This window comes from Nocardia thraciensis, from assembly GCF_054782435.1.
In genome coordinates this window covers 238,160-255,521 of sequence record NZ_BAAGSM010000028.1, presented here as the reverse complement: position 1 = coordinate 255,521, position 17,362 = coordinate 238,160, and the positions used below count along the sequence as shown (strand labels likewise).

At 69.1% G+C, this 17,362-nt stretch carries 14 protein-coding genes and 1 riboswitch; of the genes, 4 read left to right on the top strand and 10 right to left on the bottom strand.

The window, feature by feature from the left end:
• Window positions 1-74: 74 nt before the first annotated feature.
• From ACYVLQ_RS19650 to ACYVLQ_RS19635, 4 genes are all read right to left on the bottom strand, one after another.
• The gene (locus tag ACYVLQ_RS19650; RefSeq protein WP_460698941.1) at window positions 75-1,130 is read right to left on the bottom strand and encodes a DNA polymerase domain-containing protein; all 1,056 of its coding nucleotides are present in this window, start codon (window positions 1,128-1,130) and stop codon (window positions 75-77) included.
• Entirely contained in the window at window positions 1,127-2,209 is a 1,083-nt protein-coding gene (locus ACYVLQ_RS19645) for an ATP-dependent DNA ligase (RefSeq protein WP_460698940.1), read from the bottom strand. The genes ACYVLQ_RS19650 and ACYVLQ_RS19645 overlap by 4 nt, the downstream gene beginning before the upstream one ends.
• Window positions 2,210-2,359: 150 nt before the next feature.
• Window positions 2,360-2,740 (bottom strand): cold-shock protein, encoded by a 381-nt coding sequence (locus tag ACYVLQ_RS19640; protein WP_460698961.1) that lies wholly within the window; start codon window positions 2,738-2,740, stop codon window positions 2,360-2,362.
• 108 nt (window positions 2,741-2,848) lie between these two features.
• Window positions 2,849-4,411 carry an alpha/beta hydrolase gene (locus ACYVLQ_RS19635; RefSeq protein WP_460698939.1) on the bottom strand — a complete coding sequence of 521 codons (1,563 nt, stop codon included), beginning with the start codon at window positions 4,409-4,411 and terminating at the stop codon, window positions 2,849-2,851.
• Window positions 4,412-4,605: 194 nt separating this feature from the next.
• Here ACYVLQ_RS19635 and ACYVLQ_RS19630 point away from each other — a divergent pair, with 194 nt between their 5' ends.
• Window positions 4,606-6,174 carry a DHA2 family efflux MFS transporter permease subunit gene (locus ACYVLQ_RS19630; protein WP_460698938.1) on the top strand — a complete coding sequence of 523 codons (1,569 nt, stop codon included), beginning with the start codon at window positions 4,606-4,608 and terminating at the stop codon, window positions 6,172-6,174.
• Here the strand turns inward: ACYVLQ_RS19630 and ACYVLQ_RS19625 are convergent.
• Window positions 6,158-7,642, bottom strand: coding sequence for an MFS transporter (locus ACYVLQ_RS19625; RefSeq protein WP_460698937.1), 1,485 nt, complete (start codon window positions 7,640-7,642; stop codon window positions 6,158-6,160). The genes ACYVLQ_RS19630 and ACYVLQ_RS19625 overlap by 17 nt on opposite strands.
• 53 nt (window positions 7,643-7,695) lie before the next feature.
• Here ACYVLQ_RS19625 and ACYVLQ_RS19620 point away from each other — a divergent pair, with 53 nt between their 5' ends.
• Window positions 7,696-8,436, top strand: coding sequence for a TetR/AcrR family transcriptional regulator C-terminal domain-containing protein (locus ACYVLQ_RS19620; protein ID WP_460698936.1), 741 nt, complete (start codon window positions 7,696-7,698; stop codon window positions 8,434-8,436).
• A gap of 45 nt (window positions 8,437-8,481) precedes the next feature.
• Here ACYVLQ_RS19620 and ACYVLQ_RS19615 read toward each other — a convergent pair whose 3' ends face one another.
• From ACYVLQ_RS19615 to ACYVLQ_RS19595, 5 genes are all read right to left on the bottom strand, one after another.
• On the bottom strand, window positions 8,482-9,819 hold the full coding sequence (locus ACYVLQ_RS19615) for an ABC transporter ATP-binding protein (protein ID WP_460698935.1): 1,338 nt from the start codon (window positions 9,817-9,819) through the stop codon (window positions 8,482-8,484).
• A 14-nt stretch (window positions 9,820-9,833) separates the two neighbouring features.
• The gene (locus ACYVLQ_RS19610) at window positions 9,834-11,570 is read right to left on the bottom strand and encodes an ABC transporter permease (protein ID WP_460698934.1); all 1,737 of its coding nucleotides are present in this window, start codon (window positions 11,568-11,570) and stop codon (window positions 9,834-9,836) included.
• Entirely contained in the window at window positions 11,567-12,322 is a 756-nt protein-coding gene (locus ACYVLQ_RS19605) for an MgtC/SapB family protein (protein ID WP_460698933.1), read from the bottom strand. Before ACYVLQ_RS19605 ends, ACYVLQ_RS19610 begins: the two co-directional genes overlap by 4 nt.
• A gap of 191 nt (window positions 12,323-12,513) precedes the next feature.
• A riboswitch (M-box (ykoK) riboswitch) is annotated at window positions 12,514-12,684 on the bottom strand.
• Between the two features lie 71 nt (window positions 12,685-12,755).
• Complete coding sequence (locus ACYVLQ_RS19600) at window positions 12,756-13,376, bottom strand: TetR/AcrR family transcriptional regulator (protein ID WP_460698932.1); 621 nt, start codon at window positions 13,374-13,376, stop codon at window positions 12,756-12,758.
• Window positions 13,377-13,583: 207 nt separating this feature from the next.
• Window positions 13,584-15,449 carry a Na+/H+ antiporter gene (locus tag ACYVLQ_RS19595; RefSeq protein WP_460698931.1) on the bottom strand — a complete coding sequence of 622 codons (1,866 nt, stop codon included), beginning with the start codon at window positions 15,447-15,449 and terminating at the stop codon, window positions 13,584-13,586.
• Window positions 15,450-15,548: 99 nt separating this feature from the next.
• On the opposite strand from ACYVLQ_RS19595, the gene ACYVLQ_RS19590 reads away from it, so the two are divergent.
• Together ACYVLQ_RS19590 and ACYVLQ_RS19585 are read left to right on the top strand one after the other, a co-directional pair.
• On the top strand, window positions 15,549-15,842 hold the full coding sequence (locus ACYVLQ_RS19590; protein ID WP_460698930.1) for a hypothetical protein: 294 nt from the start codon (window positions 15,549-15,551) through the stop codon (window positions 15,840-15,842).
• A gap of 52 nt (window positions 15,843-15,894) precedes the next feature.
• Entirely contained in the window at window positions 15,895-17,361 is a 1,467-nt protein-coding gene (locus ACYVLQ_RS19585; protein ID WP_460698929.1) for an FtsW/RodA/SpoVE family cell cycle protein, read from the top strand.
• The last annotated feature ends 1 nt before the right edge of the window (window position 17,362 follow it).

Below are 17,362 nucleotides of genomic sequence, written 5' to 3'. Positions count from 1 at the left end.
CCAAACAGGCCCACTACCAGCGCCGACACCGATTACATTACAAAGTGATGCTGGAGTACTAGCCCCGGGGAGGCTTACTCCTTGCGGGCCTTGCTGGGCTGGACGCGCGGGGGCTCGTTGGGCATCTTCGGGTAGACCGGGGGCCACGGGGCGTCCATGAGTCCCGAATCGATGTCCCGGGCGGACATTTTCAGCAGGGGTTCGATGGATTGGGGGGTGCGGTCGGCCCACGGGTCGCCGAGCCGGGCGACGCGGGCGGGGACGGTGGCGATGGTGAGGTCCTCGGGGGCGACGGCGTCGAGTTCGTCCCAGGCGAGGGGCGTGGAGACCTGTGCGCCGACCTTGGGGCGCACGCACCAGGCGCCGAAGACCGTGCGGTGCGGGGCGTTCTGGTTGTAGTCGATGAATACCCGGCTGCCGCGCTCCTCCTTCCACCAGCTCGCGGTGATGAGGTCGCCGTGGCGGCGTTCCAGTTCGCGGGCCAGGGCGATGGAGGCGGCGCGGACCTGGTATCCGTCCCAGCGCGGCTCGAGCAATATGTAGATGTGCAGGCCGCGCGAGCCGGAGGTCTTGATGCGGGCTTCGATGCCGAGTTCGCCGCACAGCTCGCGGGTCAGCACCGCGGCCGCGCGCAGTTCGTCCCAGCCGATTCCGGGGGAAGGGTCCAGGTCGATGCGCAGTTCGTCGGTGACGCCGGTGGGCGGTAGCAGTTGCCCGGCGGCGTCGAAGACGTCGGGGGCCGTGCTCTGTTCGGCCGCGCCCGCGTGGGTGGGCCAGACGTGAAATCCCAAGCAGCCCAGGTTGACCGCCCACAGGATGTGCGCGAGGTCGGCGGCGACGAGCGCATCGCTGGTGGTGCCGTTGGGGGTGGACACGACGGTGGTCTGCAGCCAGTCGGGCACCGATTTCGGTACTCGCTTCTGGAACCAGGACTTTCCGCTCGCCCCGTCCGGATAGCGTTCCAGCAGTACGGGTCTGTCGCGCGCGGTGCGCAGGAAGGGTTCGGCGACGGCCTGGTAGTAGTGCACCAGGTCGAGCTTGGTCTCGCCGCGCTTGCTGAAGTAGACCTTGTCCGGGTTGCTGATCTGGACGGCCTTGCCGTCGACATCCAATTCGATTGCGGCGCTCACTTTTTGGCCTCCGCGAAGATGTCGGCCAGCTCGGCAGGGGCGACCTCGTCGAGCTGGGCGTAGGTGCACGAGGCGGGGGTGCGGTCGTCGCGGAAGCGGACCAGGCGCCCGCCGTGCCGCAGCCGCCCGGCCATCACGTGCTCGTAGCGGACCTCGGCGACCAGTTCGGGCCGCAGCGCTTCCCAGGACAGGTCCTTGCCGCCGGTCCAGCGGCTGAGGCCGCCGGGCATCTTGCCGTCGGCTTTGGCCTGGGCGGCGGCGTCGGCCCACTGCCGCCACGGGTGATCGTCGAGCGCGTTCTCGCGCAGCGGCGCCAGCTCGTCGACCAGTTCCTTGCGGCGGGCGGCGGTGAAGCTCGAGGCCACGCCGACGTGGTGCAGGTTGCCCTCCTCGTCGAACAGTCCCAGCAGCAGCGATCCGACACCCTGGCCGTCCTTGTGCCAGCGGAATCCGGCGATCACGCAGTCGGCGGTGCGCTCGTGCTTGACCTTGACCATGACCCGTTTGTCCTGCTGGTAGGGCACGTCTGTCGCCTTCACCATCACGCCGTCGAACCCGGCGCCCTCGAAGCGGGTGAACCAGTCCTGGGCGACCTGGGGGTCGGAGGTCAGCGGGGTGAGATGCAGTCGCTCGTGGGAATTGCCGACGACCGTTTCCAGGATGCGGCGGCGCTCGGCGAACGGCTGGTCGGTCAGGTCCCGGTCGCCGAGTGCCAGCAGATCGAAGGCGACGAAACTGGCGGGGGTCTCGGCGGCCAGCTTGTTCACCCGGGAGGCCGCGGGGTGCAGGCGCTGCTGCAGGGTGTCGAAGTCCAGGCCCTGCTCGGTGACCATGACGATCTCGCCGTCGATGACGCATTGGTCCGGCAGCGCCTTGGGCAGCAGCTCCACCAGTTCGGGGAAGTAGCGGGTGAGCGGCCGGTCGTTGCGCGATCCGAGTTCCACCTCGTCGCCGTCGCGGAAGACGATGCAGCGGAACCCGTCCCATTTGGGTTCGTAGTACAGGCCCGGATCGTGGGGCAGCGCCGACGCCGATTTCGCCAGCATCGGTTTGACGGGCGGCATGACGGGCAGGTCCACACGATCCTCCTCGGGTCGGTCTCACCCATACCGACGGCGCGGGCCGGCAGGTCCACACGATCCTCCTCGGGTCGGTCTCACCCATACCGACGGCGCGGGCCGGTCGAATTCATCGCCCGCAACCGTCCAGCAAGATCGTAGTCCGATTCGTCAGTTTTCCAGCCATCCGTGCTGTTCGGCGAAGTTTGTCAGGCGGTCGCGGATGGTGAGGATCTCCCCGGCCGTCAGCGCGGGGCTGGCATCGAGCAGCAGTTCGGTGATCAACCGGCGATGTTCGGCGACGGTGAGCGGGCCGGAATTGCGTTCGCGGTTGCGATGGCGCACCGGCGCCGGTGGTGCGGGCTGGCCGCCCACCACGGTGAGATTGACGGCCTTGGGCCCGCGATCGCCCTCGGTCACCTCGAACTCGAACACGCGGCCCTGCCGCAATTCGTCCTCATCCAATCCGATGTCGTTGACGTGCACGAACACATCAGGGCCACCGTCTTCCGGGCGGATGAAACCGAACCCCCGAGAACTATCGAAGGACACCAATTTCCCGATGGACACCTACACCCGCTCCTCGTCGCCGTCCCTGTGCCGGTCACTCTATCCGTCCCGGTGGTCGTTGTCGGGGGGAAAGAACTTTTTGCCTCGCGCTCAACAGACCACGTCCTGTGTGGGCAACCGCAGCGTCACGAGATAGTCGATGACCGGCTGGTCGACGCATAGGGACTTGTCCAGCAGCGCGATCGTGTGCCGGGTGCCCTGATAGGTGATCAGGCGGGCGCGCAGTTGCCGTGCGAGGTCGATCCCGGCCTGATGCGGCGTGGCCGGGTCGAAGGTTGTCGAGACCACCAGCACGGTGGGCAGATCGGGGAGGTTCAAGGTGTGCGGGCGGCCCGTCGGGGGCACCGGCCAGAACGCGCACAGGTCCAGCGGCGCGTGCCCGGTGCCGCGGCCGTCGTCCTGGAACGGGGCGGCCCGGCGCACCTCGACCTCGAGCCTGTCGTTTTCGGCGCGGTCGGTGATGGGTGGCTGGTCGACGCACGTGATCGCGTTGTAGGCGTCGTCGCTGGCGACGAGTTCGGGGTTCGGGTCGCTGCCGAGATGGTCGGCGAGGTCGAGCATCGGGTCCGGGTCGCGGTCGCGCAGCGCGCGCAGGGCCGCGATGAGTCCGTCCCACGATTCGGATTTGTAGAGCGCGACGGCCGTGCGGTTGTAGACGTCGGTGTAGAACAGCTCCCGGGTCGGGTCGCGGGGGGAGCGCAGCGGATCGGTCTGCAGCGGCACGGTGAGGTCGCGCAGGCGCGCCGGCGCCTGGGTGGGATCGGTGCCGAGGGGACAGTCCGACCGGCGGGCGCATTCCATGGCGAAGGAGTCGAATGCCTTCTGGAACGCGCTCTCCTGGTTCAGGGTTCGGGTGTAGGTGTTCTCCTGCGGGGCGACGGCGCCGTCGAGCACCATGGCGCGCACCCGGTGCGGGTAGCGCTCGGCATAGGCCCAGCCGAGCCGGGTGCCGTAGGAGTAGCCGATGTAATTCATCCGCCGGTCGCCGGTCACCGAGCGGATGATGTCCATGTCGCGCACCACCTCCCGGGTGCCGACGTGTGCGAGCAGCTCTGCGCCGCTGTGCTTTTCGCACTGTGCGGCCTGGGTGCGGTTCATCTGCTCGTGTTCGGCGATACCTTCGGGGCTGGTGTCGAAGCGGGGCGCGAAGGGGTCGAAATAGTCCTCGGGGTCGCCGCAGGACACGCGAGGCAGGGAGGCGCCGACGCCGCGGGGATCGAATCCGATGCGGTCGAAGCTCTGCGCCAGCCGAGTGCCGTCGACGCTGTCGACCAGCGACAGCCCGCGCGAGCCCGGACCGCCCGGGTTGAACAGCAGTGCGCCGACGCGGACACCGGTCGCCGGCTTGCGCGACACCGCCAGCTCGACGGTGCGCCCCTCGGGGTGGTCGTAGTCCAGGGGTGCGAGGACCCGGGCGCAGCGGGCCTCCGGACTGGGCCCGGACTGCGGTTCGTCGGTCTGCTCGCAGGCGCCCCAGCGGGGTTTCTGGGTGTAGAAGCGGGCGAGTTCTGCCGGATAGAAGTCGGGCGGCTCCACCACCGGGAGCAGGCCGCAGGCCGTGGCCGCCAGCAGCAGCACCGCGGTCAGTGCGCCGATTCGTCCGGGGGAGAATGCGCGAGATCGACCGAATCCGCGCGCCGTTTGCCCTGCCACGCGCACCTCCCCTCATCCCGGTGCCCGATTCGAGTGTATTTGCGGGCGGGCGGCGGTATCCGGCTTTCGGCGCACCCCGGATGCCGGTGCGGTGCGGAGATTGCGAAACAGTTGCGTTCCGTGGGGCTTTCGCGGCGCGGCGACCCCGGAAAATGGATCTGGTCATTCGGTAGAACAGGTGGCAGGCTGAAGCGGTGACTTCACCTCCGGATACACACACTGGGGCGGATCCGGATCCGACCTCCGACAAGCTCGACGCCGCCGTGTTCAAGGTGGCGGGCGTCGTCGTGCTGGGCGCGATCATGTCGATTCTCGACATCACCGTGGTGATCATCGCCCTGCCCAAGTTCCAGACCGAGTTCCACGCCAGCTACGCCGTCGCCGCCTGGTCGATGACGGGTTACACCTTGGCGCTGGCCAGCGTCATCCCGGTGACCGGGTGGGCGGCGGACCGGTTCGGCACCAAGCGGCTGTACATGATGGCGCTGCTGTTCTTCGTGCTCGGCTCGGTGCTGTGCGCCACCGCCTGGAATATGCAGGCGCTCATCGCGTTCCGGGTGATCCAGGGTCTCGGCGGCGGCATGCTGATGCCGCTGGGCATGACGATCATGACGCATGCGGCCGGACCGCACCGGGTGGGCCGGGTGATGGCGGTGCTCGGGGTGCCGATGCTGCTCGGCCCGATTCTCGGGCCCATCCTGGGTGGCTGGCTGATCGGCATCGATATCGACGGGTTCATCCATCTCGCCGGGTGGCGGCTGATCTTCCTGATCAACGTGCCGATCGGCGTCCTGTCGCTGGCGCTGGCCTTCCTGATGCTCCCGCGGGACCGCCCGGAGCCGTCGCAGTCGTTCGATTTCCTCGGTATGGCGCTGGCCTCGCCGGGGCTGGCGCTGTTCCTCTACGGCGTGTCCACCATTCCGGAGGAGCAGACGGTGCTGGCGGGGAAGGTGCTGATCCCGGCCGCGATCGGGCTGGTGCTGATGGTGGCGTTCGTCTTCCACGCGCTGCGCACCGAACATCCGCTCATCGACCTGCAGCTGTTCCGGAACCGGGCGCTGACCTTCTCGGTGCTGACGATGCTGCTGTTCGCGATCGCGTTCATGGGGTCGGGGCTGTTGCTGCCGAGCTATCTGCAGCAGGTGCGCGGCGAGTCGGCGCTCGACGCCGGATTGCTGCTGGCGCCACAGGGTCTCGGCGCGATGGTGACGATGCCGATCGCCGGGCGCCTGGTGGACAAGATCGGCCCGGGCAAGGTCGTACTGACCGGCGTCGTGGTGATGGCGGTGAGCCTGGCGTTCTTCACGCGGCTGGACGCCGGTACGTCGTATCCGATGATGGGCGCGGCGCTGTTCGTGATGGGTCTCGGTATGGGCTGCACCATGATGCCGACCATGACCGCCGCCATCCAGACGCTGACCCATCAGCAGGTGGCGCGCGGGTCGACGCTGATGAATATCGTGAACCAGGCGGCCGGTTCGATCGGCACCGCGATCATGTCGGTGGTGCTGACGAACCTGCTGAACGACAACGAGCTCGCCGGTGCCGCCATCGCGTCGACCAGCCAGCCGCAGATCGCCGCGCAGTTGCCGCCGGGCGCCCTGGAGACCGGGTTCGACCAGGCCGCCGGGGCGTTCGCCGACACCTACATCATCGCGGTCGTATTGCTGGTCGCGACCCTGGTCCCGGCGGCGTTCCTGCCGCGGACCAGGCCGCGGACCCCCGAGGGGGCGGCGGACGCCCCGGTCATGATGGGGCACTGAGGGTTTCGGGCGCTTGTGTCGCGGTGGGCTTGCGGGTGCGCAGCAGGATCAGGCCGAGCAGGGCGGCGGCGACGGCGAATCCGGCGCTGATCCAGGAGCCGTAGGACATGGCGGCGGTGAAGGCAGCCTTGGCCGGTTCGACGAAGCCGAGCCCGAAGGCGGCCCCGATACTGTCGCGGGCGGCCGCGGGGATGTCGGCAGGCATGTTCTCGGTGAACACCCCGGCCAGCACACTGCCCAGCACGGCGATGCTGATCGCCTGGCCGACCTGCTGCAAGGTGTCGTTCATGGCCGAGCCGACACCCGCGTGCTCGAGCGGGATGGCGCCCATGATCGAGGCGTACGCCGCCGGACCGGCCAGGCCGCCGCCGACGCCCATCACCAGCATCGCGGCCAGCACCCACGGATAGCTGTCGGCGTTGGCCAGGATCGCGAAGGCGCCGCCCATCACCAGCAGGCCCGTGACGATGAGCGTCTTGTTGCTCAGCTTCTTGCCGAGCGTGGCGCCCAGCCCGTTGAACACCGCGGCAGCCACGGCGTACGGGAACAGCGCCCAGCCCGCCTTCATCGGCCCGTAGCCGAGCACGAACTGCAGGTACTGGGTGAGCATCAGCAGCACCGCGCCCATGCCGAACATCATCAGCAGCAATGTCAGGCAGGCGCCGGTGAAGTCGCGGTTGCGGAAGACCACCAGCGGCAGCATCGGATGCGGCGAACGGTATTCCCACCACGCGAATCCGGCCGCGGCGACGACGGCCAGCGCGATCACCGGGATGTTCCACTCCCGCTCGATGATGACGTACACCGTCGAGGTCAGCGCCACGATCGACAGCACGACGCCGACCAGGTCGATCGGCCGCTGCTGGCCGTAGGTCTCGGGCATCAGCGCCAGCGCCGCCACGATCGCGATGATCGCGACGGGGATGTTGAGCAGAAACACCGAGCCCCACCAGAAGTGCTCGAGCAGCAACCCGCCCAGGGTGGGGCCGAGCACGATGCCGACCATCGACACCGTCGACCAGGCGGCGAACGCCTTGCGGCGCTCGTCCTCGGCGAAGGAGGTCATCAGGATCGAGAGGGTCGAGGGCATCAGCAGTGAGCCGCCCACGCCCATGGCCACGCGGGCGGCGATCACCTGCCACGGCTCGGTGGCCAGCACCGCAAGCAGCGACGCCGCGCCGAAGACGGCCAGGCCGGTGATCAGCATCCGGCGGCGGCCGAATCGGTCGGACAGCGCACCGGCGGTGAGCAACAGGCCCGCGAACACCAGGATGTAGCCGTCGAGGATCCACTGGATATCCGATGGGGTGGCGTCGAGCTCTCGGATCAGCGCCGGAATGGCGATATTCAGCACGGTGCCGTCGATCATCAGCACCAGCAGGGACAGGCAGAGCACGCCGAGGATCCACCAGCGCCGCGGGTCGCGGGTGATGTCTCCGGACGGTTCTCGTACATCGTTCGATTCCACTCGCACAGCGTACGATAACCTCGAACGCTGTACCAGTGAATTATGGTGACCCTGTGCCCAAACAGTTCTCCTCGGTGTGGACCCGGCCGCCTCGGCAACCCAAGAGCGCGGGGCTGGGACGCGACCAGATCGTCGCGGCGGCGCTGGAACTGCTGGACGCGGAGGGGATGGAGGCGCTGAGCATGCGCAAGCTCGGCGCCAAGCTGAACGCCGGGGCCACCAGCCTGTACTGGCACGTCGCGAACAAGAACGAGCTGCTCGAGCTCACGCTCGACGAGTTCTGGGGCTGGGTGGAGGTGCCCGAACCGGAGCGGGAGTCGTGGCGGCAGGTGATCACGACCTTCGCCTACAGTCTGCGCGCGACCATGCTGGAACATCCCTGGGTGGCCACACTGGTCGGACAGATGCCGATGGTGGGGCCCAAGGCGTTCGAACTCAGCGACCGGTTGCGGCGGGCGTTCGTGCAGGCCGGATTCACCGGCCTGGACATCTACCTGGCCTCCGGCGCGGTGATCAGTTTCGTGCTGGGCCAGGTGCTTCCGGAGATCAGTCTGAGGCGCGCCTCCGGAGGCGAGGAGTGGGACTACGAGAGCGGGATGGCGGTGTTGGACGAGCTGGCCGCCGACTATCCCGAACTGCTCGCGGACTACCACCGGAGCATGCCCACCAATCCGGAGGCCGCCCGCATGATCGCCTACGACTTCGGCCTGCTGTGCGTATTGGACGGACTGGAGGCGCGGCTGCACGGCCGCCGTCCCGCGATCGAGACGTGGCCGCGCACCGAATCGTCTTGAGGGGATGGGATTCCGGCCGACAGCGTGCCGGAAATGGTGGGTCGTTCAGGTCCAGTTGTCGCGCACGGCCGCGAATTCCTCCGATGCCGGGTCGGCGGTGATCATGTCGTCGTCGGCGTCGTAGTCGTACAGTTCGGCGTAGCGGCCCCAGTCGATGGCGATGTCGAGCTGGCGGCGGGCGTCGTCGGGGGAGAAGCCACGGCGCAGCAGGTCGAGGAAGAACGAGGCGCGGAGTTTGCCGTCGGCGCTGCCCGCCAGGCCCTTGCAGATGGTGCGCACCAGTGGCGCGCGGTGGCGGGCCTGTTCGGCGAAGATCTCCTTGGATTGCTGGATATCGGCGGTGGTGATACCGGTGCCGATGTCGGTGAGGGTGATGTCGCCGGATTCGACGGTGACGAATCCCAGCATGGCGGCGGCGTCCACCAGCGGCAGCAGATCGTCGATCTCGAAGTTCAGCTCGTCGGCGATCTCGGGCAGATCGGCACGGCCGCCGGAGGCGTAGACCAGTTCGACCAGACCGGCGAGTCCGCCCACCGACGCGTCGGGCAGCGGGGTCGCGGTCGGGGTGGCCTTCTCCGGTTCCGGTTGCGCGCGCTGGGTGTCGCGGCCGGTGAGCAATCCGTAGATCTCGTCGACCAGCAGCTCGAAACCCGGGGTGCGGCGGTCGCGCGGGCGCGGCCCGGTGACCGGGATATCGGCGATGATGCGGCCCGGATTGGCGCCCAGCACCACCACCCGGTCGGCGAGCAGCACCGCCTCCTCGATGTTGTGGGTGACAATGCAGATGGACTTGGTGGGGAAATCCGGTGTGTCCCAGAGGTTCACGATCTCTGTGCGCAGGTTCTCCGCGGTCAGCACGTCCAGGGCCGAGAACGGCTCGTCCATCAGCAGCAGATCCGGCCGCAGCACCAGCGCGCGGGCGAATCCGACGCGCTGGCGCATCCCGCCGGAAAGCTCCTTGGGATAGGCGGTTTCGAAGCCGTCGAGGCCGATCATGTCGATCGCGTCGAGGGCCTGCTGCCGGCGTTGGGCCGGGGGCATGCCGCGCGCGGCCAGTCCCAGCTCGACATTGTCCTGCACCGTCAGCCACGGCATCAGTGCGAAGGACTGGAAGACCAGGGCCGCACCGGGATTGGCGCCGTCGAGTTCGGTGCCGCGGTAGCGCACGTGCCCGGAGGTGGGGGCGATGAGACCGGCGATGGTGCGCAGCAGCGTGGACTTGCCGGAGCCGGAACGGCCCAGCAGGGCGACGATTTCGCCGCTGTGCAGGGTGAGGTCGATGTGGTCGAGGACCTGCAGGCGGTCGCCCGCGGCGCCGCGGAAGGACATGCCGACGTCGTCGACCTCGAGCAGTACCTGGCCGATGGTCGTGGTGGTGGTCATCGAATTCTCTCCTGTCACAACGAGTACCGGCGTTCGGCCAGCGCGTAGAGGCGGCGCCAGAACAGGCGGTTGATGCCGACGACGTAGACGCTCATCACCACGACCCCGACGAGCAGCCGCGGCCAGTCCCCGCCCGAGGTGGCCTCGGAGATGTAGGCGCCCAGGCCGACCGCGGTCAGTTCGGTATCGCGGTAGCTGACCACCTCGGCGACGATGGAGGCGTTCCAGGCGCCGCCCGCGGCGGTGAGCGCGCCGGTGACGTAGCTGGGGAAGATGGCGGGCAGAATCAGCCTGCGCCACCACAGGTTTCGCGGCAGTCGCAGGTTGGCGGCCGCCTCGCGCAGATCGTTGGGCACCGCGGAGGCGCCCGCGATGACGTTGAACAGGATGTACCACTGCGAACCCAGGGCCATCAGCAGGATTCCGGCCCAGTTCAGGCTCGCGCCGGTCGCCACCAGCGCGGCGGTGACCAGCGGGAACAGGAAGTTGGCGGGGAAGCTGGCCAGGACCTGCACGACCGGCTGGGCGAAGCGGGATACCCTGGGGTTCAATCCGATCCACACCCCGACCGGCACCCAGACGAGGCTGCACACGATCAGCAGCGCGATCACCCGCAGCAGCGTGACCGCGCCGAGCCCGAAGGCGTGCGCCACCTCGCCGAAGCCGACGGTGTCGGCGATATACCGCACGACGTGGTAGCAGCCGTAGGCGATGATTGCCAGCCAGACCGCCGCGAACACCGCGTCCCCGGCGCGGCGGCGGGCCAACGGCACGTGCAGCGGATGCTCGGCCAGCCCGAAGACCCGCATCGCGCGGTCCAGCGGGTACACCAGCGGCCCGAGTGCCCGGCCGAGCAGATCGGGAATGTGGCTGCGCCGCAACAGGTTCAGCATGACGCTGCGCGGCGCCTCGGCCGGTTCGGAGTCCTCGAACCGGAAACGTTCGGCGAAGGCGGTCAGCGGCCGCCAGAACAGCACGTTCACCCCGATGACCATGACGATCATGACGCCGACGGCGATGAGCACCTTGCCGGTGGCGCCCTCGGAGGTGGCGGCGGCGACGTAGGAGCCGATGCCGGGCAGCGCGTAGTCGTGGTTGTCGACGCTGATCGCCTCCGACGCGGTGAGGAAGAACCAGCCGCCGCCGAAACTCATCATCGCGTTCCACACCAGCGGCACCATGCCGCTGGGAACGTCCACGCGCCAGAACCGTTGCCAGCGCGACAGTCTCAGGTTGCGGGCGGCCTCGTCGAGCTCGCGCGGCTGCGATACCAGCGAATGGTAGAAGGCGAAGGTCATGTTCCATGCCTGCGAGGTGAAGATCGCGAAGATCGACGCGCACTCGAGGCCCAGCTGGGAGCCGGGGAACAGGGCGATGAACGCGGTCACCGTCACCGACAGGAAGCCCAGGATCGGCACCGACTGCAGGATGTCGAGCAGCGGCAGCAGCACCGTGCGGGCGCGGCGCAGCCGGGCCGCGGCGGTCGCGTAGGCGAAGGTGAACGCGATCGCCAGGCCCAGTGCGAGGAACATCCGCAGCAGCGAGCGGGACGCGTAGTAGGGGAGCTGGTCGGCATCGGTGGAGATGTTCGCGCTGGACCGGTTCGGGTGGAAGGGCACGTTCAGTCCGGCCGACAGCCGCACGATCACCCAGATCAGCACCGCGGCGCCGGCGAAGACCGCGGCGTCGGCCCAGCGCGAGCGCGGGCGGTCGAGGGTGCCGCGGGCGGGGAAGGAGCGCAGGGCGGTCATCGGGGCTGTCCCTCCGCCGGTTCCGGAATGCTCCACCCGACGCTGGTCACCGACGGTTCCAGGCTCAGGCGGCTGACCGCGGACTCCATCTGCCGGTCGTCGCGCTGGTCGCCGACCAGTTCGGCGCGGACCTCCACCTGCCCGCGCGGCGGGGCGGTGATCGGCTCGCCGGGCGGGCCGGTGTCGGGCGGAACGATATTGCGGCTCGAGATCGACACCAGCCGAAAGTCGGTGCGCGTCAGCGCCTGCACCAGCAGCGCCCGCACGTGCGCCTCCCCGGCGTCGTCGGTCACGGCGGTGAACAGGTACTCCGCGGCCTGCTCGCGGCCCGATTCGGGCTGCCGATCGACCGCGCGGCCGGCCCAGCGCAGCGCGGTGTTGACCATGACCACCGCGACGGTTCCGGCCGCGGCGGTGTCGTACATACCGGCGCCCGCGAGCGCGCCGACCGCGGCCGAACACCACAGCGTCGCGGCGGTATTGAGCCCGCGCACGCTGAGGCCCTCGCGCATGATCACCCCGGCGCCGAGGAAACCGATGCCCGAGACGATCTGCGCGGCAACGCGTGTCGGATCGGCGGTGCCGCCGGAGAAGCCGTGCGCGGACAGCAACACGAACAGCGTCGCGCCCGCGGACACCAGCGCGTTGGTCCGCAATCCGGCCATTCGGGCGCGGTACTGGCGCTCCAGGCCGATCACCACACCCAGGCCGACACCGGTGGCCAGCCGGAGCAGCATTTCCACAGTCGTCATGACAGCCCTTCCGGAGCTCGTGGCGACCACGTGCCGCAGCAGGCTACCGGGAAATGCGTGGAAAGCCCTGGATTGCGGGGTGGTCGCCAGATGAAGATTCAGCAAACGTGTAGCGATGACTGCCACCGTCGGGCACGACGACCACCTCCCTTCTCACGCGCCAGGGAGTGTTCCGGCTCCGATGGCCGGACAGTTGCCACTCCTCGTAAGACCTTTGGCACTTCGCGGCGTGAACCCAGCGGGTGGGAGCCGATCGGAGTCAACCCTTAATCCGGGAAGACCTGTCCTGACCCGGGGCGTCTCTCGACGTTCGGGGTCGCCGGCCTGTTTCCGCGAAGGAGCCTCAGCGAACGACGGCACCTTGCGTGGGCCAGTAAACACCCGGATGGAAGGGGTTGGCAACCGGGATGTGAGGCGGATCGCTCCGATGCGTTCAGGCGCGGTACATGGACCGGTAGGCCGTGATCACCGCGACCAGGTGCTCGATGATCTGCTCGCGGGTGACCCTCAGTGACCCGTTGAGCCATGCCGAGAACATGCCCGCATTGCCCGACGCCATGGTGACCGCGGCCAGGCGGCGGCGCATCGGATCGTCGATGTGGGTGAACAGGTGGTCCTGGATGAGGCGGGTGAACGTCGGCATCACCGCGATCGTGGTCTGGCCCAGACCGGTGCTCGAGTACGGCTCCACCAGGAACAGCCGCGACTTGCGCGGATCCTCGAGCACCTTGTCGACCAGGGCCTGCGCCAGCTGACGGTCGCGGACCGGATTGTCGAGGGCGGCGAAGGCGGTCATCGGGGTGAGGAATTCGTCGGCCACCTGGCGGTAGAGCACGTCGAGCAGATCGTCGCGGCCGGTGAAACTCTCGTAGAAGTAGCGGTCGGTCAGATTGGCCTTGCGGCACACCGCCCGCATGGTGACCGCGCCCGCCCCGGCCTCCCCGATCAGGTCGAGCGCCGCCTCGAGCAGCGCGGCGCGGCGCGCCTCCCGACGCTCGGTGAGCGTGGTCCCGCCCCAGATGCGTGGTTCGCCGGAGTCCTGGCCAGAATGCACGCGCACAACCCTAACGCCCCGGCGAACCAGGCCCGGAGCACCACCGCCGCCCACCCGCGCCCGCGTCTCCCGCACGTAGGGACGCGCAGACCGTCCGGGTGTCCTCGAGAGCCTCGACGTCACCGGTCGCCTGCGCGATCCGTACGGCGCGGTGGTAGGTCTGGGTGAAGCTGAGCATGCACGGAGTGCGGGTATGCGGGGAGTGCGTCAGCCGAGGAGTTCGTCGACGTAGCACCAGCGCCATTTCTCGCCCGGCTCGACGCTGCGCATGACCGGGTGTCCGGTGTCGCGGAAGTGGTTGGTGGCGTGGTTGCCCGGCGAGGAGTCACAGCAGGCGACGTGCCCGCAGGACAGGCACAGGCGCAGGTGGACCCAGGTGAGGCCCTCCGCGACGCATTCCGAGCACACGTCGGGGGTGTCGGGAGTGCAGGTGTGGGGTGCGGCGCGCAGGTGGTCGCAGTCACCGGCGGCCGGGGCGCGCAGGGGGGCGCTGGAATCGCTGTCTGCCTCGACGATCCGGTCGATGGTCGACTCCTCCATATCCAGCACGGCCATCACGTTCTCGAGCACCTCGTGGTCGACGGTGCCCGAATCCCGCACGCGCAGTACGGTTTCGCGTTCGGCGCGCAGCATCGCCAGCCGCAGTCGCCGATACTCGCCGCTCGGGGTCACGCGCACCGATTCCGAACGGCCCAGTTGTTCCCAGGCGGCGAAGGCGCGGCGCGAGACCCGGTCGCGCAAAGCCGTCACGATCTCCGGCGGGGTCTCGGGGGCGATCTCCGATTCCAGCGCCTCGAGCCCCGCCGCGGTGGCCTGCTGCAGCAGATTCGCTTCCTGCAGCGCGTCCTCGGCGCGGCTGGGCCCGCGCAGCCGCAGCACCCGCACCAGCAGGGGCAGCGAAATGCCTTGCAGCAGCAGGGTTCCGCCGACCACCACCAGTGCCAGCAGCTTCAACGTCGCCAGCTGCGGGGTGTCCTCGGGCAGCAGCAGGGCCGCGGCCAGGGTGACCACGCCGCGCATCCCCGACCACGACACCACCGCCGGACCGGTCCAGGCGGGCTTCGGTTTCCCGCGCGGGCGCGACTCGACGAACCACGCGAAATAGGTGGCCGGGAACACCCACACCGGGCGCACCACGACCACGGTCGCCAGTACCGCCGCGCAGGCGAGCACGATCGTGCCGCGATCGAGGCCGCTGTTCCACGCGTCCTCCACGATATGGCGCACCTGCAGCCCGATCAGCAGGAAAACCGCGCTCTCCAGCAGGAATTGGATGGTGCGCCAGTTGGTGCGTTCGGCGATGCGCGAGGCCGCGGTCTGCCACACCGGGGCGCCCTGGCCCAGGATCAGGCCGCACACCACCACCGACATCACGCCCGAGGCGTGCACGGCCTCGGCGGGCAGATAGGCCGCGAACGGCGCCAGCAGCGACAGGCTGGTATCGAGCACCGGATCGGTGATGCGGCGGCGCAGCACCGCGAGCACCCCGGCCGCCAGCACGCCGATGAGCGCGCCGCCACCGGCCGCGTAGAAGAAGTCGCCGCCCGCCTGCCAGATACTGAAACTCCCGGCCATCGCGGCGATCGCGGTGCGCAGCGACACCAGCGCGGTGGCGTCGTTGAACAGCGACTCGCCCTCGAGCAGCGTCACGATGCGGCGCGGCATGCCGACCCGGCGCGCCACCGCCGTGGCGGCCACCGCATCCGGCGGGGCGACGACCGCGCCGATCGCCACCGCCGCCGCGAACGGCACACCCAGCAGCCACCAGACCACCACGGCCACCGCGAAAGTGGTGAACAGCACCAACCCCACCGACAGCAGCGTGATCGACAGCTTCTTCGGCCGAAACTCGATCAGTGAGGTGTTGATGGCCGCGGTGTACAGCAGCGGCGGCAGCAGACCGAGCAGCACCAGCTCGGGATTGATGTCGACCTGGGGGACCAGCGGCAGGTAGGAGGCGATCACCCCGGCGACGGTGAGCGTCAGGGGTTCGGCCAGGCCCAGCCGTCTCGCCAGCGCCGCCAGCGCGACGGCGACGGCGACCAGGATCACCAATCCCGCTGCGATATGCACTCGCCCATCGTGCCAGGAGGCGTCGCGACCAGCGCAATCGGTTCCGGCCGCGGCGATTCGCGGGGTGCGCGCGCGATGCCGCCGGTCTAAGATCGCTGGATGTCCGCCACTCTCGCCGAACTCGAAGCCCGCGTCGCCGCGCTGGAGGCCGATCGCGCGGATTACAAGGCCGTGCTGTCGATGGTCAACGTGCTGGGCCAACAGACCCGCGAGCGCCTCGCGGTCCTCGACACCACGATCGACGCCGTGGAGCAGCGGCTGTCGGCGCATCTGGACGGGATCGAGGAGCGGCTGGCGGGAAAGCTCGGCGAGACCACTGCCCGCGTGCGCTCCCTCGAGGAGAACGTGGCCGAGATCAAGGACCTGCTGATCCAGGCGCTCGACCACCGCTGAGCGCACCGCCGCCGTCAACGCCCGTTTCACATTCGGACGCATACTGGTTGACGTGAGCGCGTTTCGGGACACCTCGTCGTCGGGGCCGATCGGTGCGATATCCGGGCCGATCGGCCGCCCCCATCCGCGCCGCGCCGAACTGGTGCTCTGCGCGGCCGCGGTGGCGCTGGTGGTGGTCGCCGCGCTCGGTATGTCGGCGGCCGCTGGTGGCGAGGGCGGCGGATCGATGCGGTGGGCGCTGATCGTGTTCGCGGGCCTGGTGTTGCTGGCCCACCTGGCGGTGCGGCAGCTGGCGCCGCGGGCCGATCCGGTGCTGCTGCCGTGCGTGACGCTGCTCAACGGGCTGGGGCTGGTGCTCATCGACCGGCTCGACCGCGCCGAGGCGGCGGCCGCGGTGGCGCTGGGCAAACCGGCGCCCGCACCCGACGCCGCCCACCAACTGATCTGGACCGCGGGCGGAATCGCGCTGTTCGCGCTGGTGCTTGTCGTGGTCCGCAATCACGCCCAGCCCGCCCGCTACGCCTACACCTGCGGGCTCGCGGGCCTGGTGCTGCTGTTGATACCCGCCGTGCTGCCGTCGCGATTCAGTGAGGTCAACGGCGGTAAGAGCTGGATCATGTTCTCCGGGTTCTCGATTCAGCCGGGCGAGTTCGCGAAGGTGCTGCTGCTGGTGTTCGTCGCCGGATTCCTGGTCACCAACCGGGACCTGTTCGGCGCCGCCGGGAAGCGCTTCCTCGGCATGACCGTGCCGCGGCTGCGCGATCTGGGACCGCTGCTGCTGGTGACGTTCGTGTCGGTGCTGGTGCTGGTGTACGAGAAGAACCTGGGATTCTCGCTGCTGGTGTTCGGCACCGTGCTGGCCATGGTGTACATCGCGACGCGGCGCTCGTCGTGGCTGCTGATCGGCGTCGGGATGTTCGCGCTGGGCGCGGTGATCGCCTACAACCTGTTCGGCCACGTGCGGGTGCGGGTGCGGGTGTGGCAGGACCCGATGGACACCTACTACACCAACGGGTATCAGATCGCGCAGGCGCTGTTCGGGCTCGGCACCGGCGGGCTGTCGGGCACGGGGCTGGGGTCCGGCCGCCCGCAGGAGGTGCCGTTCGCCAAGACCGACTTCATCATCTCCACCATCGGTGAGGAGCTGGGGCTGATCGGCCTGGCGGCGGTGATCCTGCTGTTCACCGTTCTCACGCTGCGCGGCTTCACCGCCGCCCTGGCCACCCGCGACTCCTTCGGCAAGCTGCTGGGCGGCGGGCTGGCGTTCTCGCTGGGCTGGCAGCTGTTCGTGGTGGTCGGCGGTGTCACGAAACTGATTCCGCTGACCGGTCTCACCACGCCGTTCATGTCCTACGGTGGTTCGTCGCTGCTGGCCAACTACATGATCGTGGCGCTGCTGATGCGGATCTCCCACGACGCCCGCACCGGTGCGACGCCCGCCCCGCCGCCGGTGGCGCCGATCGCCGAGGCGATGACCGAGCACATCCGGCAGAGCGGGGTCGTGCGCCGCGACCGGTGAG